The organism is Cobetia sp. PS-4MA, assembly GCF_057670765.1.
This window is the reverse complement of the sequence record NZ_CM173107.1, coordinates 1,012,511-1,038,743: the sequence shown is the minus strand read 5'-3', so window position 1 is coordinate 1,038,743 and position 26,233 is coordinate 1,012,511. Positions and strand designations below refer to the sequence as shown.

Below are 26,233 nucleotides of genomic sequence, written 5' to 3'. Positions count from 1 at the left end.
CCGGTCATCACCGCCAGGCAACGCCCCACAGACAGACGCGCCCCCGGATGGGAGCGCGTCAGAGGGGAGATCACGACAGCGTGCGACCTCAGTCCTTGAGCTTGCCGAACACCAACGAGCCGTTGGTGCCACCGAAGCCGAAGGAGTTGGACAGGGTGTACTCGATCTTCATGTCGCGTGCGACATTGGGAACGTAATCGAGATTGCAGCCCTCGGCCGGATTGTCGAGGTTGATGGTCGGCGGGGCGACCTGATCACGCATCGCCAGCACGCAGAACACGGCCTCGACGGCACCGGCGGCACCCAGCAGGTGACCGATCATCGACTTGGTGGAACTGACGGCCACATTGCGCGCCGCGTCGCCCAGCACGGATTCGACGGCCAGGCTCTCGGCCTTGTCGCCGGCATTGGTGGACGTGCCGTGAGCATTGATGTAATCGATCTCGCTCGGGTCCAGCTTGGCATCCCGAATGGCGTTGCGCATCGAGGCGGCCGCGCCACGGCCGTCTTCAGGCGGCGCCGTCATGTGATGCGCATCATCGGACATGCCGAAACCGAGCACCTCGGCGTAGATGGTCGCACCACGTGCCTTGGCGTGCTCATACTCTTCCAGCACCACGACACCGGCACCGTCGGACAGCACGAAGCCATCACGATCACGGTCCCATGGGCGGCTGGCCGCCTGAGGGTCGTCGTTGCGGGTCGAGAGCGCGCGCGCCGCGGAGAAGCCGCCCAGACCCAGCGGTGTGGTCGCCATCTCGGCACCACCGGCCACCATCACGTCAGCATCGCCGTAGGCGATGGTACGAGCGCTGTAACCGATGTTGTGCGTTCCGGTGGTACAGGCGGTGGTGATCGCGATGTTGGGACCACGATAACCGAACTGGATCGCCAGATTGCCGGAGATCATGTTGATGATGGAGCCCGGCACGAAGAACGGCGAGATGCGACGCGCACCGCCTTTCTCCAGCGCCTTGTGATTGTGCTCGATCATCGGCAGACCACCGATACCGGAACCGATGGCAACACCGATGCGATCGGCATTGTCTTCCGTGCACTCGATACCGGAATCGGTGATGGCCTGATGGGCCGCCGCGATACCGTACTGGATGAAGAGGTCCATCTTGCGGGCCTCTTTCGGGTTCAGATACTGACCCACATCGAAATTCTTGATGGAACCGCCAAAACGGGTATTGAAACCGCTGACATCGAAATGCTCGATGGGTGCGATGCCACTCTTGCCCGCCTTGATGTTGCTCCAGCTTTCCTCGACGGTATTCCCTACCGGGGTCACCAGGCCTAGACCTGTCACCACTACCCTTCTGCGAGGCATCGTGTCTCCTCCAAAACTATCGACTTGGCACGCCTGGGCCAGCTGCACCTGGGCGGTAATTGAGCGCATTATACAGAAACCTTGCCAGTGATGGGCAGTCGGTTTTCCTGCGGTTTTCCAGACGCTGTCCTGCGCACAGGCAACGGGGGTGACACCGCCATGTCACCTGCGATCAACACTGCCGACCACACGCCCTGCTCCCGCCTCTTTTCGCCCACAAAGACAGGGCTCTGGCACAGGAAGGTCGCGCGAGACATCCCGCGACAGGCTCACGCTCCTGCGCAGACCTCGCCCTTGCCTCGGACGTCGCCCGCCCCTGGCACCGCCAAATTCTCGCATCTCCCGCCGACAGAGAAGTCTGCCGTCCTTGCTTGCCGCTCTGCCGAGAAAGGCACGGCCGACCAGCGCTCAAGAGTGACGAATGGCAGAAACGACAAGAGCCGCACTGAAGACAGTGCGGCTCTTGAACGTACAGACGATTGCATCACGACCCTGAGCCACGAAGGGCCCGCTGGTCGCTTCAATCCACCTTACTGGTGGTTGACGATGTAATCGATAGCTTCCTGCACGGTGGTGATCTTCTCTGCTTCTTCGTCAGGAATTTCAGTATCGAATTCCTCTTCCAGAGCCATCACCAGCTCAACGGTGTCCAGGGAGTCGGCGCCCAGGTCTTCAGTGAAAGAGGAAGAGTTCTGGATGTCTTCTTCTTTGGCGTTCAGGCGCTCGGCCACAACCTTCTTGACGCGTTCTTCAATGGTGCTCATTTAACAATCACTCCTAGTGGTACGGAATCCGCAGCTCGAAAAAGCTGGGCGTAGTTTATAGGCCACCCCAAAAGGACGCAACCACGTCCCCGCGCGGGGCTTAGCGCATGTTCATGCCGCCGTTTACCTGCAACGTCTCACCGGTAATGTAGCCTGCTGCATCACTGGTCAGGAAGCCGACTGCCGCAGCAATCTCTTCCGGCTGGCCAAGGCGCGCCAGCGGGATGTTGCCGAGCAGCGCTTCGTGCTGCGCTTCCGGCAATGCTTCGGTCATGTCAGTGGCGATGAAGCCCGGCGCCACTGAATTGACGGTAATGTTGCGCGACGCGACTTCACGCGCCAGCGAGCGGGCAAAGCCTTCCATGCCTGCCTTGGCGGCAGCATAGTTGACCTGACCGAGGTTGCCCATGGTCGCGACCACGGACGAGATGTTGACGATGCGACCGAAGCGCGCCTTGGTCATGCCGCGCAGGCAGCTCTTGCTGACACGGAAGACCGACTTGAGGTTGGTGTCGAGCACCGCATCCCAATCGTCTTCCTTGAGGCGCATCAGCAGGTTGTCACGGGTGATGCCGGCGTTGTTGACCAGGATGGTCGGTGCGCCGAAGCGCTCGCCGATTTCCTTGAGCACGGCGTCGACGCTGGCCTGGTCGGTGACGTTGAGCAGCATGCCCGCGCCTTCGATACCGTGCGCCTCGAGGTCAGCGCCGATGGCGGCCGCCCCTTTTTCGCTTGTGGCCGTGCCGATCACGATACGGCCCTGACGGCCGAGTTCACGGGAGATGGCTTGGCCGATGCCACGACTGGCACCGGTTACCAGTGCGATTCTGCGTTCGCTCGTCATCTTGAGTCCTGAGTTGGCTGATCCAAGTCACATGACTGGCCGCGCGGGCCAATCACGAGCTTACTGATTCTGTTCGGCAGCGGTCTCACGGGCAAGTTCCAGCGCCGCTTCCAGGCTGTCCGGGTCGTTCACGGCCAGGCCACGGGCCTGACGCTGGATACGCTTGCCGAGACCGGTCAACACCTTGCCCGGACCGCATTCGATGAAGGTCCGCGCGCCGCTGTCGAACATGGCATTGACGCAATCCGTCCAGCGCACCGGCTGATAGAGCTGCTCGATCAGACGCTGACGCAGTGTCTCGACATCCTCATGGGTTTTGGCATCGACATTCTGGATGACGGTGTAGCGCGGCGCACGGAAGTCGATGTCGTTCATCGCCTCGGCCAGCTTGTCAGCCGCCGGACGCATCAGATCACAATGCGAAGGCACGGAGACCGGCAGCGGCATGGCACGCTTGGCACCCGCCTCCTGACACGCCGCGATGGCACGCTCGACGGCAGCCGTGCCGCCCGCGATGACCACCTGACCCGGCGCATTGTAGTTGACTGCCGCGACCACTTCACCCTGCGCCGCACTGGCACAGGCAGCTTCGACCTGAGCATTCTCGAGACCGAGAATGGCCGCCATCGCGCCCTGCCCCTGAGGCACGGCAGTCTGCATGGCTTCGCCGCGCAGATTGACCAGCTTGACGCCTTCGGCAAAGCCGATCACGCCGGCGCAGACCATCGCGCTGTATTCGCCCAGGGAGTGACCGGCCATGCGCGCCGGACGCGGACCTTCCAGCTCCTGCCAGACGCGCCAGATGGCAACGCTGGCCGTCAGAAGCGCAGGCTGGGTCAACTCGGTACGATTGAGCTCCTCTGCCGGGCCTTCCTGCGTCAGATGCCAGAGATCGCGCCCCAGCGCGTCAGAGGCTTCTTCGAAGGTAGTGCGGACGACGCTGTAGCGCTCCGCCAGCTCCCGCAGCATGCCGACCTGCTGGGAGCCCTGTCCCGGGAAGATGAGGGCCAGGGAATCTGTCATTGCTGTCACCATTTCCATCTGTTCAGGTGGGACTGACACGGGTAAGGAAACCCGATTTCCACTGGCCCGCCAGTGCGCTGCGCCGTGCCGCTCCCATCCGGAACCATTCACCAACGCCACACACTCCTGCCAGGGGAAAGCCTGCTTCTCCCTTCACTGCATTGTACTCACCAGCGACACACTTGCTGCCTGCTGCCACCCTCTCACTCGCCATCCCTCGCGAGAACTGGCCTTCACACCTGCCGGACATCCCGGACATCAGGCGGCGCCTTCGCGTCAGACCCGATGCCACATCGGTCGGGCGCAGGCATTGTCGCACCGAGTGAGACCAAGCTCGACCCCCGCCGACCAAGAATCCGACCAATTTACGCAATTAACCCGGCAGGCTGCCCTTGAGAGCATGCGCAAGACGCTCCGGCAAGCCTCGGCGCGCCTCACTCGCCGCGCGCGAGACAGCATAGGCGAATCCCTCCGCGGCCGCCCCGCCATGACTCTTGACGACCACGCCGGCCACGCCCAGCAGACTGGCACCGTTGTAGCGCACCGGATCCAGCTGACGAGACAGGCGCGTCAATGCCGGACGTGCCAACCAGGCCATGAGGCGCGTACGCCAATCCGCCGCCAATGTCGCCCCCAGCTGTGCCGACAGCATCTGGGCCAGCCCTTCACTGCTCTTGAGCACGACATTGCCGACGAAACCGTCGCAGACCACGACGTCTACCTCTCCTGCGAAGAGGTCGCCCCCTTCAACGAAGCCGAGGTAATCGAAATTCGCACCGCTGCCAGCCAGCAAGGCATGCGCTTCCTGCACCTGCGCCGTCCCCTTGCCGGACTCGACACCGACATTGAGCAGCCCCACGCGCGGGTTGGTGACACCTTCCACCAGCTGGCACCGCACGGCACCCATGCGAGCAAATGCCAGCAGATGCTGCGGCGCGACCGCCACATTGGCGCCAAGATCCAGCAGACTGCAGGACCGCTCTCCCTGCGTGGGTACCGCCGCACAGATGGCTGGCCGCTCCACTCCCTCGACCGTACCCACGTCCCGCATGGCCAACGCCATCAAGGCGCCGGTATTGCCCGCACTGACGCAGGCGTCGGCCTGCCCGCTCGCCACCAGGTCGAGCGCACGGGACATGCTGCTGGGCTCGCGACTGCGCACGACACGCGAGGGGCGAGCATCAGACGCGACAATGCCGTCGACAGCGAGTGTCTGAAGGCGATCACGAACACGGGAGAGTGAAGCAGGGAGGGAATCAAGCTCGGCATCCAGAAGATGCCCTGGACCCACCAGCGTGGCGCTGAGTCGTGGGTCACGCAACAGTGCACTGGCAGTGCCCCGTAACGTAGCGCGGGGACCGAAGTCCCCGCCCATCGTATCGATGGCGATACGCACGGCGTTACGCCGTGCGCTGCATCAATGCTTTAGGCATCGACGACTTTACGGCCACGGTAGAAACCGTCGGCAGACACGTGGTGACGCAGGTGAACTGTACCGGTTTCCTTGTCCTGGGACAGGGTCGGTGCAGTCAGGGCGTCGTGGCTGCGACGCATGCCACGCTTGGAACGGGTTTTGCGGTTCTGCTGAACTGCCATGGGAATTACTCCAATCTTGTCGACAAATTGAGTTCAGTGCTTGTCCTTCAGGGTGCCAAGCACACTGAATGGATTCACAGCGGGTGCGTCCGAGGCCTCGGGTTCCACACCGCTGGCCAGCTGGTCGCGAGAGACGGCACAATCGGCCTCCTCGTGGTAGACCACCTGCGGCAGGACAAGGAGCACTTCATCCTCGATCACTGACAGGAGATCCAGCTGTTCGTTTTCCACCACTACCGGCTCGTACTCACCGGGCAGCTGCGATGCCAGTGCGTCATTGGTGACCAGTCCCAACAGGAATTCGCTGGAAAGCGGTTCCGGCTCGGTAGGTCCCAGGCAGCGCTGGCACAGCAGACTTGCCTCGAAGGCGATGCTGCCCTCGATGAAGCTGCGACGCTGAGTATCGATGTCAAAGGCCAACGTGATGCTCACGTCACCCTCCTGCGCACCGATCGCTTCAACTACACGGGGCATGTCCGCCAGAGGAATCACGCCTTCAAGGCGTTTTCCCGCTGACGCCAGCCGGTAGGGCTCGACCTTGGTCGGCAGTCTTGTGGTCAACATAGGCGCGCCATAATAGGGATTCCCCCTCCCGGTGTCAAAATGCATGAGCAACTTGTTCATTCTGCCAGCCCACTGCATGGCGGCCTTTCCGCGCCACCCGGCCCGAGCATGAGCGCAGATGAGGTCAGGCGGATCCTTCAGCGCGCGATTGTACGCCTGTGTCGCTTCAATGCCGAGAGGATTTGCGGCATCCTCCAATCTCAAGCATATCAACGAGTTGTCGTGAGAAAGCATGGCGGCGATGCATCACACGGAGAATCACGCGCGCGCCGGCCCCTCTCGACCTCCTGCCCTCTCATGCTCCGCCCCCTTCGCGCCCCGAACGCCTGCACGAATCGAGAGCCCAAAAAGAGAACAACGCCATGACACGACTGGTACTGGCTTCCAGCTCCCGCTGGCGCCGAGCCTTGCTTGATCGACTCGGACTCCCCTACACATGGGGGGCGCCTGACATCGATGAAACCCCTCGTCCCACGGAATCTCCCGAGGCACTGGTCCATCGCCTGTCCCTGGGCAAGGCCAACGCCCTGGCGGAGGCCTATTCACACCACTTGATCATCGGCAGCGACCAGGTGGCCGTCTTCGAGGGCGAGATCCTCGGCAAGCCACAGGACCTGGCCGCCGCCCGCGCTCAGCTGACACGCTTCTCGGGACGCCGAGTCCGCTTCGTCACCGGCCTGGCGCTGTTGGATACACACAGCGCGCGACACTGGGTCTGCCATGAAAGCTACGACGTGGTGTTTCGCACGCTGAGCGAGCAGGAGATCACGCGTTACGTCGAGCGCGAATGCCCGCTGGACTCGGCCGGCAGCTTTCGCATGGAGGGGTTGGGCATCACGCTCTTCGAGCGTCTCGAGGGACGTGATCCCAACACCCTGATCGGCCTGCCGCTGATTCGCCTGTGCGAACTGTTGCGTGAGGCAGGCCTGGATCCACTGCTGGAGGACTAGGGCAGGCGATAGCTGACCGGCGAGACATTGGCGTCAAGCCCCAACGCGCTGGCCATCACACCGGCAAAGCGCCGCGTGAAGCGCTCGAAGGGATCCTGACGCGGCGTGTAATCATGCACGCCACCCTGCGGTGCCAGCTCGGCGGCCAGCTCCTCAAGCGTTGCGGTGCGATCCACAAGCCCGAGCGCGCGAGCCTGCTCGCCGGTCCAGATCAGCCCGGAGAACAGCGCCGGATCGTCCTTGAGCCGCTCACCGCGCCCGGCCTTGACCGCCGCGATGAACTGCTGGTGAGTCGTGGCCAGCACGTTCTGCCAGAAGTCGCGCTGCTCAGGCGAGATCTCGGAGAAGGGATCGAGAAACGCCTTGTTGTCACCTGCCGTGAACACACGTCGCTCGATTCCCAGCTCTTCCATCGGCCCCTTCAGCCCGAAGCTCGAGGAGATCACCCCGATGGACCCGACCAGACTCGACGGTGCCGCGAGAATCTCGCCGGCGCCAGCTGCCATGTAATAGGCGCCACTCGCCCCGAGATCCTCGATCACGGCGATCACCGGCTTGCCACCCTGCTCCCGCATGCGCATCAACTCGTCATAGACGCGCTGGGACTGCACGGGACTGCCGCCGGGGGAATTGATATCCAGCACCACCGCCACGGAGGCCGGCGACTCATTGGCCGCTCGCAGACCCTTGATGATGCGCTCGGCATTGGCTTCGCCATCCGCCTCGATCACGCCCTTGACGCGCACGACACCGAGGTGCCGTTCACCGGGCAAGGCTGCCGGCTGGCTGCCGAGCGTGAAGAGGGTCACGGATGTCGCGATCGAGGCAATGAACAACAACGCGAACAGGAAGCGAAAGAACAGCTTCCAGCGCCTGGAGCGCCGTTGCTCGGTGACCACGCCCTGCACCCAGCGGTCCATCATCTCGAGCTGCACGGTACGCTCACGCGCCTGCCAGTCCACCTCGCTGCCGGAGGTGGCAGCGCTGTCAGCGCCCTGTCCGCTCGCGCCCGCTTCACCCTCGCCCTTACCACCTGGCCCTTCACGCCAGGGATCCTGCGGCCTGTCACTCATCGCTTGCTGCTCCTGTCATGGGTAGGACACCGTCATCATCTGACCGCGCCAAGCCACTCCATCAATTCATCGAAGTGCGAGACGATGCGCTGTGGGGCACAGGCCTCGAGTCGCGGCACGCTGTGCACGCCATAGGTGACACCGACACTGTGCATGCCCAGCGCACGCGCCATCTCGAGATCATATTCGGTATCGCCGACCATCAGCGCCTCATGCGCCTCAACGTTCAACTCGGCCAGCAGCTCTTCGAGCATCAGTGGATGCGGCTTGGACAGCGTCATGTCCGCGGTACGCGAGGCGTGGAACCAGTCACCGCAGTCATGGGCCTGGAACATCCGATCCAGCCCGCGACGACTCTTGCCCGTCGCGACGGCCAGCAGCTGCTCCGGGTGAGCTCGCAGACGTTCGATGCCATTTTCCACGCCCGGAAAGAAATCCAGTGGCGTGGTATCGACTGCCACGAAATGCTGCTTGTAGGCCTCGACCAGTGCCTCGCACTGGGCAGCCGAAGCTCCGGGGAACAGCCGCGCCATGGCCTCCGGCAATCCGAGACCGATGATGTCGCGCGCGGCATGCGCCGGAAGCTCTCCCATGCCGACCGCCAGCGAGGCCGCCTGCAGGCAATCGACGATGCGTGCCTCGGAGTCCATCAAGGTACCGTCCCAATCGAAGATGACCAGACGATAGCGAGGTGAAGGCAGTACCGCAGAGGCGTCAGTCATGACGGGCTCCCAATTCTCGAGCATTGGCAAGGACGCGCTTCATGCGCTTGTCCAGCGGCGCACGGACCGTCACGGTCCGCCCGTCGGTGGGGTCCGGGAAGCTGAGCTGAGCGGCATGCAGGAACAGGCGCTCCAGCCCGACCTTCTTCGCCAGCGCACTGCCGCGCTCGGTCCCGTACTTGGTATCGCCGAGCAGCGGGTGACCGGCATGCACGGAGTGCACACGAATCTGGTGGGTACGCCCGGTGATCGGCTCGGCCTCGACCAGCGTCATGCTGGGATAGGCTTCGCGCACCGCATAACGGGTACTGGCCGTCTTGCCGGCCTCGTCGACGCGCACGCGACGCTCCCCGTTGCCGCCGTCGTAACGCTCAAGCGGTGCATTGACGTAATCACGCCGCGAGTCCCAGCGCCCTTCCACCAGCGCCAGATACAGCTTGGTCATCTTGTGGGCCTTGAGGTCCGCATTGAGCTGCAGCAACGCCGCACGCGTCTTGGCCAGCAGGATGCAGCCGGAGGTATCACGATCCAGACGATGCACCAGCTCCAGAAACGGCAGTTCATCACGAATCTGACGCATGGCCTCGATCAGCCCGATCTTGACGCCGCTCCCGCCGTGCACGGCGAGACCGGACGGCTTGTTGATGACCATGAAATCATCGGTCTCGCGCACGATGCAGCCCGCCAGCACCTCACGCAGATTGCCACTGACTTCCTGCACCGCGGCTTCCGGCGACAGGCGCAGTGGCGGTACGCGCACCAGGTCTCCCGCCTGCAGGCGATAGTCGACCTTGATGCGCTTCTTGTTCACCCGAACCTCACCCTTGCGCACGATGCGATAGATCAAGGCCTTGGGTGCCCCCTTGAGACGTGTACGCAGGAAATTGTCGATGCGCTGCCCGGCCAGTTCCGGGGCAACCTCGATCCACTGGACTGATTGGCCCTCGGCCATGTCTCGCTCCTTTCCGGCCTCGCCTTCGCGCGGCCTGTTCATCATGTTGCCGTACGCCGGGGCGCACTCAGACTGGCCATTCTACGGTGTCATGCGACCAATGGGGAATCATCCCGCCATCGGAGGGCTCTGGCTGCGCCGCTCAAGGCCGCGAAACCCGGGACGAATGGCGGGCTTTCGGGCGAAGCATTTGATATGCCTGCCGAATTGCTGGCCCATACCTTTACTGGTATATTCGGGCCCAGTGAGATGGGCCTTCTCTATATGCCTGATCACTCGCGTCACGACCCCGCCGAGACGGCGAGGTAGACGGTTCTGCATGCGGCGTGAAACCCCATGCAGACCACGTGAACAGGGCCAGCCGGCCCACGACGAAACAATGCGCACCGACGTCAGCACCGTGCAGAGTCTTCACGCACCCTGTTGTCACCTGGACTGTCGGCCGCGTGCTGTCCTGCGCAACGGGTCTGCCGATTGCAGATCACGAATGCCGCCTCACGGACAGTCGTCCAATGCCGCTGGCTGGCCAGCATCATGACGAAAGACATCGATAACGTCCGCGCCAGAGATGGCGAGGTAACGCTATCAGCGGGCGCGGGACGTGTTACCCCGCGCGCCGCAGCGCGACCGGCCGTGACGCCACCTCCCCGCGAGACACGTCACTGCCCTCGAGCGCAGCAACACGATGCAATGCCCAGCCTTCTGGTGGGCCAATGACACACTACCGCCCGGGCATGATGCCCGGGCAATCATTCGATATCCGTGCCGAAGGCCGGCGTCGATGAATCGGCGAATGCCAGGTGTTAGGGAAGAGACCGCAGGGCCGGAGGAGTCAACGTTCCCCGCAACACGTCCTGCCTCTTTCCAGTACTCAACATGATCATGCCGCATGTGGCACGTCACGAGACGTGCCTGCATGCGAAAGACGCATCCCACGACATGCGCTGAGCACAACACGAAGCTGAAAACGGTTCCTCGTCGCCGACGCAAATGCGGCTGCCCTTCGGCACGCCCAGTCTAGCGAGACGACATGAAACGGATGCTCATCAACGCGACCCAGCCGGAAGAGCTGCGCGTCGCACTGGTCGACGGACAACGCCTTTACGATCTCGACATCGAGTCTGGTGCCCGCGAGCAGAAGAAAGCCAACATCTACCGCGGCAAGATCACCCGCATCGAGCCCAGCCTGGAAGCCTGCTTCGTCGATTTCGGCGCCGATCGCCACGGCTTCCTGCCGCTCAAGGAAATCTCCCGCGAGTACTTCAGCAAGGACCCGGGCCAAGGCCGCCCCAACATCAAGGAAGTGCTCAAGGAAGGCCAGGAAGTCATCGTCCAGGTCGACAAGGAAGAGCGTGGCAACAAGGGCGCCGCCCTGACCACCTTCATCAGCCTGGCCGGCCGCTTCCTCGTGCTGATGCCCAACAACCCGCGTGCCGGTGGCATCTCCCGCCGCATCGAGGGGGAAGAGCGCGCCCAGCTGAAAGAGGCGATGAACAGCCTCACCCTGCCGGACAAGATGGGCGTCATCGTACGCACCGCCGGTATCGGCAAGAGCGCAGAAGAGCTCCAATGGGACCTCGACTATCTGGCTCAGGTCTGGGATGCCGTCACCAAGGCTGCCGCCAGCCGCCCTGCTCCCTTCCTGATCTATCGTGAATCCAACGTCATCATCCGTGCCATGCGCGACTATCTGCGCAATGACATCGGTGAGGTGCTGATCGATTCCGGCGACGTCCAGGAAGAAGCGCTGTCCTTCGTCCGTCAGGTCATGCCGAGCTATCAGCAGAAGATCAAGCTCTACGAAGACGACGTCCCGCTGTTCTCGCGCTTCCAGATCGAATCCCAGATCGAGACCGCCTATCAGCGCGAAGTGAAGCTGCCTTCCGGTGGCGCCATCGTCATCGACCACACCGAAGCTCTCGTCTCCATCGACATCAACTCCGCGCGCGCCACGCGTGGCAGCGATATCGAGGAAACCGCGCTGCAGACCAACCTGGAAGCGGCGGACGAGATCGCGCGCCAGCTGCGTCTGCGTGACATCGGCGGCCTGGTGGTGATCGATTTCATCGACATGACCCCGGCGCGCAATCAGCGTGAAGTCGAGAATCGCGTGCGAGACGCGCTCAAGATCGACCGCGCTCGCGTGCAGATCGGTCGCATCTCACGCTTCGGTCTGATGGAAATGTCGCGCCAGCGTCTGCGTCCGTCACTGGGCGAGACCAGCGGCGTGGTCTGCCCGCGCTGTGACGGCCAGGGCACCATCCGTGACGTGCGCTCCATGGCACTCTCCATCATGCGCCTGATCGAGGAAGAGGCCATGAAGGAGCGCAGCTCGCAGATCCGCGCCATCCTGCCGGTGCCGGTCGCGACCTACCTGCTCAACGAGAAGCGCGCCACACTGTTCGACATCGAGCGTCGTCAGGGCGTCAATGTCGTGCTGCTGCCGAACCCGGAACTCGACACGCCGCACTACGAAGTCGTGCGTCTGCGTGATGACCATGTCGATGAAGACGGTGCCGACAAGTCCAGCTTCGAGCTGTCCGTCGAGACCGAAGTCGGCAAGGAGCCGGATCCGAACTTCGACAAGCCACCGGCACGCACCGAAGCGGCGGTCAAGAGTGTGTCCCACACGACACCAGCCCCCGCCTCCGCACCGGAAGTCAGCAAGCCTGCCGAGCCCGCCGAGACTGACGAGAACACCTCCGCTTCCGGCAACGGCAACGGCAACGGCAACGGCAACGGCAATGCCAAGAACGGCAACCGTCGTCGCAATGGCAATGGCAGCAATAACCGCAGCCGCAACGACAATCGTAACGACAATCGCAACGACAGCCAGAGCGAGACTCGCAACGACAGTCGTCAGGGATCGCGCAGCGACACTCGTAACGACGGCCGCAATGCCAATCGCAACGACAATCGTCAGACCTCTCGCAATGACGGGCGCAATGCGGTGAGCAAATCCGAGGCCACGGCGGCCCCGGCCACCCAGGCACCGGCAGCAGCCCCTTCCGGCGGCGGTCTGCTGGCACGTCTGGCCAAGGGCTTCAGCCGCCTGCTGGGCAGCGACGACAGCGCCAGCGCGACGCCGGCCAAGTCCAGCGAAGCCCGCAAGGCACTGGAAAAGGCACGCGAGCGTCGCGAAAGCGTCAGCGAAGCCTCAACCGACGGCAATGCACGCAAGGATGGCCGCAATGCCAACCGCGGCAACGCACGCAACGACAATCGTCGCCGCAACGCCGAGAGCGATTCACGCCAGCAGGACTCGCGCCAGCAGGACTCGCGCGGCAACGACAACGATGGTCGCAACGACAACCAGAGCGACAACCGCTCCGAGGGTCGCAGCAACAACAAGCGTCGTCAGCGCAATGACCGTGGCAATCGTCGCAAGTCCAGCGAGTCGCGTCAGGACAACGCTCAGGACATCGTGACCAACGACAGCAAGCCGCAGGCAGAAGCGACGGAGAAGACATCCGACGCACAGACGCCTGCCAAGGCGCCGTCCGGCAATGATGCCAAGAGCGATGCCAAGCAGAACGATGCCAAGCAGAACGATGCCAAGCAGAACGATGCTGCCAAGCAGGACAATGCTGCCAAGCGTGATGACAAGCCGGCGCGCCGTGAGAAGCCTTCCAAGGCGGACAAGGCAGAGCAGGTCAACAGCCATCATGCTCGCGAGTCCATCAAGGCGGCAGAACAGGCCCAGCAGAGCGAGCAGCAGGCAGACGATGTCCAGCAGCCGACGCGCAACAATCCGCGCGCTCGTAGCCGCAGCCATGCACTCAATCCCGATGCCGTCGCTCAGCAGCAGTCCCTGAAGGCCATGGCACTGGCCGGCCCGCAGGCGCAGAGCGCTCAGCCAGCCGACGCCGTGCTCGATGACGTCGCCTCGACCGCAGCACCGCAGCAACCGGTTCCCGCCGTTGCCGAGGAAGGTGCCGAAGGCGTGAAGGTCGCGCCTGAGACGGTCGAGAGCAGTGAACCGCAAGCGCAAGCTGGCGTCGCTGACAGCGACGGCGACAAGGCAGCGCCTGCCGACACCAGTGCCGACGTCAGCGCCAAGGTGGAGACGGACGTGACGCCGGCCGTGGCTGTGACCGCTGACGACGCCACGCCTGATGAGCAGCCGTCGGTCGCCGAGACGCCAGAGGCGCCGGAAATCAGTGCGCCCAGCACGCAAGCCCTGCAACAGGACGTGACGACACGGCATGACTCTGCCGAGGTCAACGACTCCAGCACCGCGCCTGCCACGCCCCATCAGGCTCAGCGCACTGAACAGCACGCCACCCAGCGTACTGAGCAGCATGCACCGCAGCAGGCCAGCGCTCATCAAGCGCAGGCCGAGACGCTGAGCGCAACGACCAAGACCGATGCCGACACCTCTGAAACCGTGTCCGATGCCGAGGCCGATGTGACAGCAACGGACGTCAAGGCGGATGACAGCGCGGTACAGGAGCACGTCGCGGTGGAGACCGCACCGGAAGCGGCCGTCGATAGCCAGGCGCTGAAGGACAGCGTGATGCCGCAGGAGACGGCGTCCGTGGCCGAGACCGAAGCTTGCGTGGAAGCAGACACCCCCCATCGCACTGAGCACGCCAGCGACGCTGCGCCGACTGCGACAGCAGAAGACGCCAGCGAAGCGGCGACGCAGCCAGAGGCGACAGCTCAGGTAGAAGCGACTCCTGAGACTGCACCTGCCGAGCAAGATGCAGGACAGTCTGAAGCCGCCAAGCCGGAAGTGCAGCAGCCACAGACCCAATCTGCCGCGACCCCGCTGGCGTCGACTCAGGCCGATGCACAGCCTGATGCGTCTCAGGCAGAGGCTGCGCCAGCAGAGCCCGCTCTGGAAGATGTCGAGGCGACCGCCTCCGTGCAGACGGAAACGCCAGCACAGGATGACGACATCGCCGCGGCAGACGCTCAGGCACCTGCGAGCGATGACAAGCAAGATGAGGCAGCCGGGACCGCCAACGCTTCACGTCGCCGCCGTGGTGCTCGCGCCTACAATGACCCGCGCGAAGTTCGTCGTCGTGAGCGTGAGGCCGCCGAGAAAGCGGCCGCCGATGCTCAGGCGACAGAGGGTCAGGCAGAAGTCAGCTCGCAGGACAACGACGACAGCACGTCACGTTGAGCCCTGCCCCCTGCCTCACCGGCTTCATCGGTGCAGGCAGGGGATTGACCCGCCACGAAAAAGCCCCGCAGATCACTCTGCGGGGCTTTTTCGTGGCGGAATACCTTCGACAAACCGACCAACCGTCAGGAAGGCGTCGCGGCCATCTCTCCCAGTACGCGCGGTTCCTGCTCCAGCCAGACCCCGAAGCGCGCATGAACGCTCTCACGCACCTCCTGTGCCAGCGCCAGCAGCTCCGAGACCTGCCCGCCCCCAAAGTGAACCAGCACCAGCGCCTGGCGATCATGCACGCCGACATGACCCCGACGTGCCCCCTTGAGGCCACATTGGTCGATCAGCCAGCCAGCCGCCAGTTTCACGCTGCCATCGGCCTGCGGGTAGTGCGGCAAGGTCGGATGATGCGCCAACAGCTCGCGAGCCTCGTCGGCGGCAAGCTGAGGGTTCTTGAAGAAGCTTCCCGCATTGCCGAGCACCGCAGGGTCCGGCAGCTTTTCACTGCGCGTGGCAATCACGGCATTGGCTACGCTCAATGGCGTGATGGCCTCCCCTTGCGGTGTGGCGGCACTAACGCGCTGAGCGAGGTCCCCATAGGCGAGTTGCGGTGTCGCTTCACGAGTCACCACGAACTCCAGGCGAGTGATCAGGACGCGATGCTCAAGCGCCCCCTTGAAGAGACTGTCACGGTAGCCGAAGGCGCACTCCTCGCGACTCAGCCAGCGCGTGCTGCCATCCTCCAGCGACATGACTTCCAGTCGCAGCAGATGGTCGGCCAGCTCGACACCATAGGCACCGATGTTCTGGATCGGGGCTGCGCCACAGCAGCCGGGAATCAAGGCCAGATTCTCGTAGCCCCACCAGCCAGCTGTCGCCAGCTCCATCACCAGGGCGTGCCAGCGCTTGCCCGCCTCGACACTCACGGTGGCGGTTCTGCCATCCGCTGCCGGCGTGATCGTCATGGCCTCGAAGGCCGGGCGCATCACATGGGCATCCAGCCAGGGCAGCAACACCAGATTGCTGCCCCCACCGATCACCACCAGACGCTCATCGGCCGCACGCGAGTCCAGAATCTGGCGACGCGCCTCGGCCACGCTGCGTGGCTCACTGAAGGTACGTGCGGTGGCGGCAAAGCCCAGGGTATTGCAGGCCGTCAGTGATGCTCTCGTCGATGTCTTGTCGGACGCCATCATGAAGGGGCCCGCGTGACAGGTGGCAGGGCATCGATCAATGCCTCACAGGCAATGTCGATCAGGTCCAGCACCTGCTCGAAGGCCTCAGGCCCCCCGGTATAGGGGTCCGGCACTTCGCGACTGCCTCGCGCCGGAGCCGGCAGCGGCAGCAGGTCCAGCAGACGGCCAAGCAGTGCCGGACTGTCCTGGGGTGCCAGACGCCGCGCGTCACTCAGGTTGGCATCATCCATCACCAGGATCAGATCGACGTCATAAAAGTCCTGCACGCACAGCTGGCGGGCGCGCAGGCCACTGATGTCGTACCCACGCTCAGCCGCATGCGCGATGGCACGTGAATCCGGCGGAGCGCCCACATGCCAGTCACTGGTACCACAGCTGTCGACCTCGATGAGCTCATCCAGCCCATGGCGTGCCAGCGCGGCACGCAGTACGCCTTCCGCGCTGGGGGAGCGACAGATATTGCCCAGACAGACCATCAGAATTCGTCTGACCGGCGGTCTCCGCGCCGCTATCCGCTCAAGCAACTCACTCATCACCGGCCTCTTGCGTCAGCCAGTCACGCACGCGCTCGAGATCTTCCTGGGTATCCACACCGGCAGGATGGGAGGTGCAGGCGATGGCGACCTGAATCGCATGACCATGATGCAGTGCGCGCAATTGCTCGAGCTGCTCGAGCTGCTCCAGCGGTGCCGGCAGCCAATCGACATATTCACTCAGAAAGCTGGCGCGATAGGCGTAGAGACCGATATGGCGCAACCAGGAGTCGGTGGCCAGCACGGTCGGCGGCGTGGTGAAGTGCTCCCGATCCCACGGCAGCGGTGCGCGCGAGAAGTACAGCGCGCGACCACGCAGATCACGCACCACCTTGACCACATTGGGATTGAACAGGCTATCGACACTGGTGATGGGCTCGGCCAGGGTCGCGATGGAAGCCCCCTCGTCTTCCTCGAGACGCAAGGTGACCTGATCGATCAGCGCGGCAGGCAACAGCGGCTCATCTCCCTGCACGTTGACGACCAGCGTCTCGGGAGCCAGTGCCAGCCGCTCGACCACTTCCGCGAGACGATCGGTGCCACTGGGGTGATCGGCACGAGTCATCACGACCTCGGCACCGAAGCCCTCACAGACGGAGCGGATACGCTCATCGTCCGTGGCGATCACCACACGGCTCGCCTGACTGGCACAGGCATTGCGCCAGACATGCTCGATCATCGGCCGAGCATGGATGTCCGCCAACGGCTTGCCTGGCAGGCGCGAGGAGTTGAAGCGCGCCGGAATCACCACCACGGCGCCACGACCTGTCACATCACTGCTGTGCGCCACATCGCTCATCAGCCGCGACTCCCCTTGAGCTTCTCGTCGGCATCCATCACGCGCGCTTCTTCTTCCAGCATGACGGGGATGCCGTCACGCACGGGATAGGCCAGCCCATCATAGAAGCACTTGAGCTCGGCATTCGCCGCATCATAGGTCAGCTTGGCCTGACAAAGCGGGCAGACCAGCAGCGCGAGCAATTCCTTGTCCATCGAGACATCTCCGGGATAACAGCTAATAAGAAAGAAACAATCGGTCAGTCGCTCACAGCGCCTCGAGGCGGTTGGCGAGCCAATCCACCAGCGCCTGATCCGGACGCGCCTCGACATCCAGTGCCCAGCAACGCTCGTTGGCGAAGCGGCGACACTTCACGGCATCCTTGGCCGTCATCACCACCGGCAGGTTGTCGGAAAAGCGCAGGTCCGTCGGCGTGAAGCGATGATGGTCCGCCAGGGGATGGGGCTGATGCTCCACCCCCAGGTTGGTCAAGGTACGGAAGAAACGCTGGGGATTGCCGATACCGGCCAGTGCATGCACCGAGCCACTGAATGGCTGATGAGTGGCGGGATAACGCACATCATCGATCAGATGGCGCCAATGGACCGGCGTCAGCGCCATGCAATGCGATTCCACCGGCAGGCGGGTGCAGTCGATCACCCCATTGGAGATCACGGCATCGACACTCGCCAGCCGTGACAGCGGCTCCCGCAGGGGACCCGCCGGCAGGCACCGCTGATTGCCGAAGGCGCGCTCGCCATCCACCACCACCAGCTCGATGTCGCGCCCCAGCGCATGGTGCTGCAAGCCGTCATCGGAGAGCAGGATGTCGCACCCCGCCGCGATCAGACGACGCGCGGCACTGGGACGGTCCGGGTCCACCGCCACCGGCAGGCCGGTCTGCTGAGCCAGCATCACCGGCTCATCACCGGCATGCTGCGGGTCCGTATCGGCCTGGACATACAGCGGGTAACGCGGCGCGTGGCCACCATAGCCCCGTGAGATGATGCCCGGGCGCCAGCCCTGCTCGCTCAACCAACGGCCGAGCCAAGCCACCAGCGGCGACTTGCCGGTTCCACCGACGGTGATGTTGCCGATCACGATCACCGGCACCGGCGCCTTCCAGACCTCACGCTTGCCAGTGAGATAGGCCTCACGCCGGCGTGCCACCACCCCTTTATAGACATGCTCCAGCGGACGTAACAGATGGAGCCAGGCGGCGCCCCGATACCAGGCGTCTACCAGTCGTTCACTCATGCGTCAGCCGTCTCCCGGAACTGGATGCGATGCAGGGCGGCGTAGGCCCCTTCCTGAGCGATCAACGCTTCATGCGTACCGTCTTCGATGATCTCGCCGTCATCCATCACCAGGATGCGATCCGCCTTCTCGATGGTGGACAGCCTGTGCGCGATGACGAAGGTGGTACGTCCCTGACAGACTTCCTCCAGCGCCCGCTGGATATAGCGTTCCGACTCGGTGTCCAGCGCCGAGGTGGCCTCGTCCAGCACCAGAATCGGCGAATCCTTGTAGATGGCACGCGCAATGGCGATGCGCTGACGCTGCCCTCCCGAGAGCATGATGCCGTTGTCACCGACGATGGTGTCATAGCCCTGACTCATGCGTTCGATGAACTCGTGGGCATAGGCGGCGCGCGCCGCCTCCTCGACCCGCTGGACATCCGCTTCCCCGGTGCCGTAGGCGATATTGGCGGTGAGGTTGGCATTGAACAGCGTCACGTTCTGGGAGACCAGCGCGATCTGCTGGCGCATCGGGCGCAGCTTGTAGTCCTCGATGGCCACGTCGTCGATCAGGATGCGGCCCGTGGTAGGCGAGTAGAACCGTGGCAGCAGGCTCATCAGCGTCGACTTGCCGGAACCGGAGCGCCCGACGATGGCCACCATCTGCCCGGCCTCCACTTCCAGATCGATGCCCTTGAGCACATCCGGCTGATTGTCGGCGTAGCGGAAGTGGACGTTGTCGAAGCGCACCCGACCCGCCAGGCGACCGTCCGGAACCACGTTACCGTTGTCGGGCTCCGCGGGCATGTCGAGCAGCCCGAACAGCTCCTCGGATGCCGCCATGCCCTTCTGGATCTCGCCGTTGACCTCGGTCAGCTGACGCACCGGCTTGGCCATCATCGAGGCCGCGGTGATGAAGCCGACGAATTCACCCGCCGACATGCCAGCCATCAATTCCGGCGCCATCGCCAGCCACACCAGGGTCGCCAGTGCCACGGCGATCAACAGCTGGATCACCGGCGTGGCGGTGGCCTTGGTCAACGCCTCCTTCATCTTCTGCTCGCGGTTGTACTCACTGACCGCAGCGAAGCGCGCCTTCTCGTAATCTTCCGCACCGTGGGTGCGGACCACCCGATGCCCGGACAGCGCCTCGGATGCCACATGGGTGACCTCCCCCATCGAGCCCTGGATACGCTTGGAGAGCTTGCGGAAGCGCTTGCTGGCATAGCTGACCACCCAGCCGATCAGCGGCGTGACCGCGATGAATACCAGCGTGAGTTTCCAGTTGGTCCAGAACAGATAGCTCAGCAGACCCAGCACGAAGAAGCCTTCGCGCATGATGATGGTCAATGCCTTGGTGGCGGCGCCTGTGATCTGCTCCACGTGATAGGTCACGCGGGTGATCAGGTGACCGGTGGAGTTCTCGTCGAAGTAACGTCCCGGCAGATGCAGCATGTGGTTGAACACGGTGGTACGCAGGGTATGCACCACATTGCGTGCCACGTCGCTCATGCAGTAGGTCCCCAGGAAGGTCCCCACACCGCGTATCGCGAACATGCCGATCACGAACAACGGCAGGAACAATCTGAACTGGGCGTCAGGATTCTGAATGCCATCGATCAGGCGCTTCATCATCTCGGCCAGCGCCGTGCTCGAGGCACCATAGATGACGTAACCCAGCACGGCAGCCAGGAACATCTTCCAGTACGGACGGACATAGCCGAGCAGGCGGCGGTAATGAATCCAGGTGGAGTCGCGACTCACGGGGTCTCCATAGACTTGAGCGGCGCCCTCATGGGGCATCCGGTGGTGATGTATCGGTCCCGGTGCGCGTACTGATGCGCACTCGGGTAATGCCCACTTCGGCGGCAGCGTCCAACGCTTTCACCACCTTCGCATGTGGCGTACGGCCATCGGCTTCGAGAATCAACCCGAAGCGATCAGCCTGGTCCTTGTGTCGTGCAAGCGCAGCCCTCAATGCTGACTCGGTGAGCGAGGTGTCACCGAGCGTGAAATCTCCCTTGGCGCCAATGGTCATGATCAGCGGCGCCTGCTCCACGGCGCTGGCCTGACTGGATTGCGGCAGAATCAGGTCCAGGGCGCGTCGACTGTCAAACGTGGTCGAGACCATGAAGAAGATCAGCAGCAGAAAGACCACGTCGATCAGCGGCGTGAGATTGACCTCGACCGATTCACGCTGGCGGCGAGGAAACCTCATGACGGCCTCCCGGGCCCCACGCCTCGATCAGCGAGCGTGTCGGAGCCCGACAGCGGATCATCCTCGTCCCGACGCATGTAGGCCGGCAGGTCTTCCGGCAGACTCTCCCTCGGCGCTGGCCCGTTGCGCTGGCCCGCGCGACGATCGAAGCCGTCATGACTCTCGGCCAGCCCCAGCTCCCCCTGATGGTGCGAGATGTATTCCACCACCTGCCCCGCCTGCTCTTCCATGGTCACGGTGATGTCTTCCACGCGACGCTGGAAATAGCGATGGAACATCAGCGCCGGAATCGCGACCGTCAGACCCGCCGCCGTGGTGACAAGCGCCTGGGAAATCCCGCCGGCCAGCTCCTGGGCACGCTCGGCGGACCCGGCGTCCACGATCACGGCGAAGACATCGATCATGCCGACCACCGTGCCCAGAAGGCCCAGCAGCGGGGTGATGGCCGCGATGGTCCCCAGGGGGCTCAGGAAGCGCTCCATGTCGTGGATCACCGCAACGGCCGATTCCTGAATGCGCGCACGCACCTGTTCATTGCCCAGGCGCGCATTGCGAAGCCCTGCCGCCAGCACCCCCCCAAGGGGCGAATGACTCTCCAACCAGTAGACATTGACCTGTCCCTGACTGATCAGTTCACACACCTGCTGTCCCAGACCGCGCGGCGCGATACGGCGCGTGCGCAACGTCCACAGACGTTCGAGGATGATGGCCAGTGCCACGACCGAACATCCCAGGATCGGGAGCATCAGCAGCCCCCCTGCGTACAAGGCTTCCAACATGTGACCTCTCCCTTGGTCTTGATGGTGCACCGTCAACGGCGCCGATCATTGTTGTCGTCATCAGGCCTGCGCGACCGCGTCCCTGGCACGCTGACAGGCAGACATTCGCCATGCCCCTGATCAATCAACGGATTTTACCCCAAGGCACTGCGTATCGATACCGGCAGCACCCCGCGCGGGAATGAGGCGCTCCGCGTCAGGGGACCACTCCCAGCGCAGCGCTCCCTCCAGGCCACTGTGCCAGACACATTGCGCATGCCGCATCAGGCGTTCGACCACCTCGCCATGCGGATGACCATGCGGGTTGTAGCGTCCGGCACTGATGATCGCGTGGCGCGGTGCCAGACGCGCGAGCCAGGATTCCCCACTGCTGCTGCGACTGCCATGGTGCGCGACGACCAGCAATGGCAGCGGGCTTCCCGCCAGCCGACGCGAGAGCAGCTCCACCAGCTGGCGCTCCTCCTGCACCCCGATATCGCCACTCAGCAACGCCAGCGGACGCTCACCCCACGCGATCAGAACCACACAGGAGTGGGCATTGTCACGCCGCACCTTCCACCCGGGCGGCGGCCACAGCATCTCCAGTTTCACGGGGCGGTCGGCGAGATGGCCGAGCGTGATGCGCCGCCCTGCCTCACAGGACGCGGTCGGCACGTCCTTCAGCCAGCCCACCTGACGGTCAAGACGGCCTCTCTGTCCCTCAGGCACCCACAACTGCGCGATCTGCTCCGCTCGCAGCGCCGCCAGTCCGCCTGCATGATCGCCATCACCATGACTGATGATGACGCCCCAGGGCGCCTCGGCAGCCGTCAGCAGCTCCCCCATGCGCGGCGGCCCGAAGGCAGCACCGGGGCCGAGATCATAGAGCCAATGACGAGGAAGATCCTCCATCGTCTCAGGTGACAGCACGCGCCCCGCTACCCTGAGCGATATCGCCAGCCCCTGTCCGACGTCATGGACGGTCACGACCAACGGGGCCGCTCGCGAATCGGCAAGCCATTCGCTGTCGCGCCCTATGCGTCCTTCGCCGGCGTGGGCGCTGGACGACCATGGCGCAGGCGGCCACAGCAGCAAGGCAAGCCCCGTCCCCCACAGCATCGCCAGGGCGGTGCACAGCCCTCTGACACGGCGCTCCAACCCCGGCACTCCACTTGCCAGCCACAGGCCGCCCAGTACCATCATCGCCATCGCTGCTGCCATGTCAGCGGACAGGGTGTCCGTCGCTGTCCGTGCGGGCCAGAGGCCATGACGCTGCGTGACGGCCCCGAGCCACGCCATGCCATGATCCACTCGCTCGGCGAGCCACTGCCACAGCGCCCCGCTCATTCCCGCCCCTTCCGACAGCCTCAAGCCCATCGCGTCCAGCAGGGAGTCGATGCCAGCCAGCCCCCAGCCCAGCATCCCCAACGGCACGACCAGGAGGGTCGCGAGCGGGGCAATGACGAGATTCATCGGCATGGCAAGCCATGACAGCTGACCACGCCCGACCAGCAGAGCGACCCCCATCACCAGCGTCAACACCCATTGACTGCGCAGCGTGGCGCGACACCAGCCCAGCGCACCGCGGGGGCGCTCACACCCCTGCCAGGCCAGCAGCAGCGCTGCCACGGCAAGGAACGAATACCAGGTGCCGGGTCGCCACAAGGCCAGCGGATCAAGGCCGATCACCAGCGACAACGCCAGCATCCATATCTGCCAGACGCCCAGGCCGCTGCGCCCGCTGGCCATCCACAACCCAACACTTGTCATCAGCGCCGCTCGCAGCGCCGGCGGCGCCAGCCCTGCCAGTATCGCGAAACTCCAGGCCGCCAGACACGCCAGCCACCAGGGAGCGACGCTGAAACGCCAGTCGGCAGGACGAAGACGGCGCAGGACGCCAAAGCTCACCACCAGCACCAGGCTTGCCATCAGCCCGACATGCAGCCCTGACACCACGGCGAGGTGCGTCAACCCGGAGGCATTCAAGGACTCCCAGTCATCGCGAGTCAGCGCCGAGGCACGCCCCAGCGTCAGCGCCGCCAGCCAGCGGCAGGGCGAATGCGCCCATTGGATGTCATCGCTCCGCCCTCCACAGTCCTGCCAGAGCCGCTGCTCGGCCGCCAGGCGCAACGCTGCCACCCCGCGGGGTGGTGCCAGTCGCTGTGCTTGGGCGGGGTCTCGCACGTACCCCGTCGCCACGATCCCCTCGCGCCACCACCAGCTGACCCGATCAAAACTCTGCAGCGCGTCCGGGTTGCTGGCAGCATGCGGCGGCACCAGTCTGGCGATCAGCCGCCACCGCTCCCCTGCTTGCCAGGGAACGAGAAGAGGCGAAGCTGATGATTCAGAGGCGGCACGCCGCGGCCAGTAGCGCCGCAATTGCACCCGCTGGCCCTCGAGACGGCGACAGGCCAGCTCACGCCCGGCGCTCGTCATGCCGGATGCGTTCATCCTGGGGGGCTTGAGCGCCTCGCCCTGCTCACCGCCTGCTTCGCCATCAGCGCCCGAGGCTCGACAGGCTTCCACCCTGAAGACCAGACGCACCGACTCCCCCGGGGCCGGGAGCGAACGGCTGGCCTGCTCTATGCGCCCCTCCAGCCAGATATCCTCGCGCGCCAGTGCTTCGGCAAGCATGAGTGGCTGATGCGCCAGCCCGAGCAACAGCCCACCCCACAGAGCAATCCCCAGCCGCAAAACTGCCGGGCGTCGCGCGAAGGCGAGCATCACCAGCAGGCTTAGCACAAGGGATGGCAGCAACAGGCTGTCTGCCATCCCGCTCAAGACATCCCCTGCGCTTTCGGGTGCGCCATCCGGCATGCGTCCCTGCCAATCGGCCGCCCACTCCCCCTGTCGCGACAGCCACACCCCGGCCACCAGACCGGCGAGCCACTGGATCAGAGCCCCCGGTGTCAGCCAGGACCCGCGAAACCGCGTGGCGTCGCTCGCGCCCACGGGCAGCTTTTCAGACGAATCGTTCAAGGAGGCAGATATCGCTCTTCATCAGGCATGACGGGGGCTGGCCTGCGTTCAGCATCATTTCAAGCACACAGGATTGCACGATGCGGGCCGCTTAACTGAGCTCACAGCATGGCAGTCCCGGGGACATGTATGGATAATGGCCGGCGTTGAATGCCAAATGGCCAAGCCATGCCTCGTCGTCTACTCAAGCGGTTCATGCCGGAACCGGATGCCCTCAGGCGCAAGAAATCCCTGCGCTTCATGCATCACCTGATCGCCGACCCCGCGTTGTGGGCGTTGTCGCGTCGAACCGTTGCCAATGCGTGCATGGTGGGCTTCTTCTGTGCCTTGCTGCCGATCCCCTTCCAGATGGTGGTGGCCGCCTTCGGCGCCTGGGCGTTGCGCTGCAACCTTGCGCTCTCGGTAGGTCTGGTGTGGATCACCAACCCGTTGACCATGCCCGTGGTCTACTACGCGACCTATCGCGTGGGCGCCTGGATGCTCGATACGCCTGCCCGGGTGATGCCGGACCAGGTCTCCGCGGCCTGGTTCGCCAACCAGCTGGAAGATATCCTGCCGGCACTTGCGCTGGGCTCGCTGGTCAGCGCGGTGGTGGTCGCCCTGCTCGCCAACGTGCTGGTCCGGCTGCTGTGGCGTTATCAGGTCGTGCGCAGCTGGCGCAGTCGCCGCAAGGCGCGTCTGGCCGCCAGGCGTTGCACCAAGGCGCAGCGGTCCGACCAGAACGCTGCCCCGGATACCGACAAGTCCTGAAGGCTGACGACGCCGCCCATGAAAAAGCCCCGCCATCTCTCGATGGCGGGGCTTTTGGCTTTCTGGCATGGCGTGAGGCAGACATCCGCCACTCAGCGGTGAAGCTCAGTCCTCGTGCAGCTTGCCGCCATCCAGGCGCAGCACACGGTGCTGGTGCGCGGCCAGCCCATTGTCGTGGGTCACGATGATGAAGGCGGCCTGCGCTTCCCGAGCGATGTCGTCCATCAGCTCCAGAATGCGCGCCGCCGTGGTCTGATCCAGGTTGCCGGTCGGTTCATCCATCAGCACCAGGCTCGGGTCCGTCACCAGCGCACGCGCGATGGCGACGCGCTGACGTTCTCCCCCGGACAGCTCGCCCGGCTTGTGATCGGCGCGCGGCGCCATGCCGACACGCTCCAGCAGCTTGCGCGCCTTGACGGCGGCCTCGGCACGCTTGTGGCCCCGGATGATCAACGGCATCGCCACATTCTCTTCGGCGCTGAATTCCGCCAGCAGATGATGGAACTGATAGACGAAGCCGATGTGCTGATTGCGGAAGCTGCCCAGCGCCGACTCACTGAGTTCGGACAGGCGCTGGCCGGCCACCTTCACGATGCCCTGACTGGGATGATCCAGCCCGCCGAGCAGATTGAGCAGCGTGGTCTTGCCGGAGCCGGAGCTGCCGACGACGGCGACCCGTTCGCCGGCGTGCACACGCAGCTCCAGTTCGTCCAGAACCTGCACCTTCTGCGGGCCTTCGTCGTAGCTGCGACTCAGGCGCTCACAGATCAACATCGGCTTGCCGTGAGCCAAGTCAGTCGCACGGGTGTCAGAAGCCAGGGTCGGCATGGCGGAGTCTCCAGC

Annotated in this window: 21 protein-coding genes and 2 pseudogenes; 3 read left to right on the top strand and 20 right to left on the bottom strand. The window is 64.2% G+C overall.

Features of this window, described 5'->3' with window-relative positions:
- Nucleotides 1–88: 88 nt before the first annotated feature.
- The 7 genes from fabF to AC26AR_RS04425 all read right to left on the bottom strand — a co-directional run bounded on the left by fabF (nt 89) and on the right by AC26AR_RS04425 (nt 5,992).
- A complete protein-coding gene (gene fabF, locus AC26AR_RS04455; protein WP_077372085.1) occupies nt 89–1,333 on the bottom strand; it encodes a beta-ketoacyl-ACP synthase II in 1,245 nt (414 codons plus the stop codon).
- Nucleotides 1,334–1,863: 530 nt separating this feature from the next.
- Nucleotides 1,864–2,097: an acyl carrier protein gene (acpP, locus tag AC26AR_RS04450; protein WP_065392587.1), complete on the bottom strand. Its 234-nt coding sequence runs from the start codon at nt 2,095–2,097 to the stop codon at nt 1,864–1,866.
- A 100-nt stretch (nt 2,098–2,197) separates the two neighbouring features.
- Nucleotides 2,198–2,941 carry a 3-oxoacyl-ACP reductase FabG gene (gene fabG, locus AC26AR_RS04445; protein WP_043331893.1) on the bottom strand — a complete coding sequence of 248 codons (744 nt, stop codon included), beginning with the start codon at nt 2,939–2,941 and terminating at the stop codon, nt 2,198–2,200.
- A gap of 60 nt (nt 2,942–3,001) precedes the next feature.
- The gene (gene fabD / locus AC26AR_RS04440) at nt 3,002–3,964 is read right to left on the bottom strand and encodes an ACP S-malonyltransferase (protein ID WP_488107616.1); all 963 of its coding nucleotides are present in this window, start codon (nt 3,962–3,964) and stop codon (nt 3,002–3,004) included.
- A 373-nt stretch (nt 3,965–4,337) separates the two neighbouring features.
- Nucleotides 4,338–5,360 carry a phosphate acyltransferase PlsX gene (gene plsX / locus AC26AR_RS04435; RefSeq protein ID WP_077372079.1) on the bottom strand — a complete coding sequence of 341 codons (1,023 nt, stop codon included), beginning with the start codon at nt 5,358–5,360 and terminating at the stop codon, nt 4,338–4,340.
- Between the two features lie 29 nt (nt 5,361–5,389).
- Nucleotides 5,390–5,560: a 50S ribosomal protein L32 gene (gene rpmF, locus AC26AR_RS04430; RefSeq protein ID WP_065392644.1), complete on the bottom strand. Its 171-nt coding sequence runs from the start codon at nt 5,558–5,560 to the stop codon at nt 5,390–5,392.
- 33 nt (nt 5,561–5,593) lie between these two features.
- Nucleotides 5,594–5,992, bottom strand: a complete 399-nt coding sequence (locus AC26AR_RS04425; RefSeq protein WP_308457318.1) for a YceD family protein — start codon at nt 5,990–5,992, stop codon at nt 5,594–5,596.
- A gap of 494 nt (nt 5,993–6,486) precedes the next feature.
- On the opposite strand from AC26AR_RS04425, the gene AC26AR_RS04420 reads away from it, so the two are divergent.
- Entirely contained in the window at nt 6,487–7,074 is a 588-nt protein-coding gene (locus AC26AR_RS04420) for a Maf family protein (protein ID WP_141392621.1), read from the top strand.
- Here AC26AR_RS04420 and sppA read toward each other — a convergent pair.
- The 3 genes from sppA to AC26AR_RS04405 are packed head-to-tail and all read right to left on the bottom strand — an operon-like array spanning nt 7,071 to nt 9,821.
- Complete coding sequence (gene sppA, locus AC26AR_RS04415) at nt 7,071–8,147, bottom strand: signal peptide peptidase SppA (protein ID WP_488107615.1); 1,077 nt, start codon at nt 8,145–8,147, stop codon at nt 7,071–7,073. The genes AC26AR_RS04420 and sppA overlap by 4 nt on opposite strands.
- 35 nt (nt 8,148–8,182) lie before the next feature.
- Nucleotides 8,183–8,869, bottom strand: coding sequence for an HAD-IA family hydrolase (locus tag AC26AR_RS04410; RefSeq protein ID WP_136938267.1), 687 nt, complete (start codon nt 8,867–8,869; stop codon nt 8,183–8,185).
- Entirely contained in the window at nt 8,862–9,821 is a 960-nt protein-coding gene (locus tag AC26AR_RS04405) for an RluA family pseudouridine synthase (RefSeq protein ID WP_488107614.1), read from the bottom strand. The genes AC26AR_RS04410 and AC26AR_RS04405 overlap by 8 nt, the downstream gene beginning before the upstream one ends.
- A gap of 1,030 nt (nt 9,822–10,851) precedes the next feature.
- On the opposite strand from AC26AR_RS04405, the pseudogene rne reads away from it, so the two are divergent.
- Nucleotides 10,852–12,759: pseudogene (rne, locus tag AC26AR_RS04400) on the top strand (ribonuclease E); the annotation flags it as partial.
- 2,315 nt (nt 12,760–15,074) lie between these two features.
- Here rne and murB read toward each other — a convergent pair.
- The 9 genes and pseudogenes from murB to AC26AR_RS04355 all read right to left on the bottom strand — a co-directional run bounded on the left by murB (nt 15,075) and on the right by AC26AR_RS04355 (nt 24,640).
- Nucleotides 15,075–16,136 carry a UDP-N-acetylmuramate dehydrogenase gene (murB, locus tag AC26AR_RS04395; RefSeq protein ID WP_488107613.1) on the bottom strand — a complete coding sequence of 354 codons (1,062 nt, stop codon included), beginning with the start codon at nt 16,134–16,136 and terminating at the stop codon, nt 15,075–15,077.
- Entirely contained in the window at nt 16,133–16,669 is a 537-nt protein-coding gene (locus tag AC26AR_RS04390; protein WP_488107612.1) for a low molecular weight protein-tyrosine-phosphatase, read from the bottom strand. Before AC26AR_RS04390 ends, murB begins: the two co-directional genes overlap by 4 nt.
- Nucleotides 16,662–17,468, bottom strand: a complete 807-nt coding sequence (kdsB, locus tag AC26AR_RS04385) for a 3-deoxy-manno-octulosonate cytidylyltransferase (protein WP_488107611.1) — start codon at nt 17,466–17,468, stop codon at nt 16,662–16,664. Before kdsB ends, AC26AR_RS04390 begins: the two co-directional genes overlap by 8 nt.
- Nucleotides 17,468–17,662: a Trm112 family protein gene (locus AC26AR_RS04380; protein WP_077372055.1), complete on the bottom strand. Its 195-nt coding sequence runs from the start codon at nt 17,660–17,662 to the stop codon at nt 17,468–17,470. Before AC26AR_RS04380 ends, kdsB begins: the two co-directional genes overlap by 1 nt.
- Before the next feature lie 52 nt (nt 17,663–17,714).
- Nucleotides 17,715–18,704, bottom strand: coding sequence for a tetraacyldisaccharide 4'-kinase (gene lpxK / locus AC26AR_RS04375; RefSeq protein ID WP_084209142.1), 990 nt, complete (start codon nt 18,702–18,704; stop codon nt 17,715–17,717).
- Nucleotides 18,701–20,449, bottom strand: coding sequence for a lipid A export permease/ATP-binding protein MsbA (msbA, locus tag AC26AR_RS04370; protein ID WP_254696427.1), 1,749 nt, complete (start codon nt 20,447–20,449; stop codon nt 18,701–18,703). Before msbA ends, lpxK begins: the two co-directional genes overlap by 4 nt.
- A gap of 28 nt (nt 20,450–20,477) precedes the next feature.
- The gene (locus AC26AR_RS04365; RefSeq protein WP_488107610.1) at nt 20,478–20,903 is read right to left on the bottom strand and encodes an ExbD/TolR family protein; all 426 of its coding nucleotides are present in this window, start codon (nt 20,901–20,903) and stop codon (nt 20,478–20,480) included.
- Between the two features lie 194 nt (nt 20,904–21,097).
- Nucleotides 21,098–21,682: pseudogene (locus AC26AR_RS04360) on the bottom strand (MotA/TolQ/ExbB proton channel family protein); the annotation flags it as partial.
- Nucleotides 21,683–21,802: 120 nt separating this feature from the next.
- Nucleotides 21,803–24,640, bottom strand: coding sequence for a ComEC/Rec2 family competence protein (locus AC26AR_RS04355; RefSeq protein ID WP_488107609.1), 2,838 nt, complete (start codon nt 24,638–24,640; stop codon nt 21,803–21,805).
- 168 nt (nt 24,641–24,808) lie between these two features.
- Between AC26AR_RS04355 and AC26AR_RS04350 the strand changes: the two genes are divergently transcribed.
- Nucleotides 24,809–25,390 (top strand): DUF2062 domain-containing protein, encoded by a 582-nt coding sequence (locus AC26AR_RS04350; RefSeq protein ID WP_077372037.1) that lies wholly within the window; start codon nt 24,809–24,811, stop codon nt 25,388–25,390.
- Between the two features lie 105 nt (nt 25,391–25,495).
- On the opposite strand, the gene AC26AR_RS04345 is transcribed toward AC26AR_RS04350, so the two are convergent.
- A complete protein-coding gene (locus AC26AR_RS04345) occupies nt 25,496–26,218 on the bottom strand; it encodes an ABC transporter ATP-binding protein (protein WP_488107608.1) in 723 nt (240 codons plus the stop codon).
- Nucleotides 26,219–26,233: the final 15 nt, after the last annotated feature.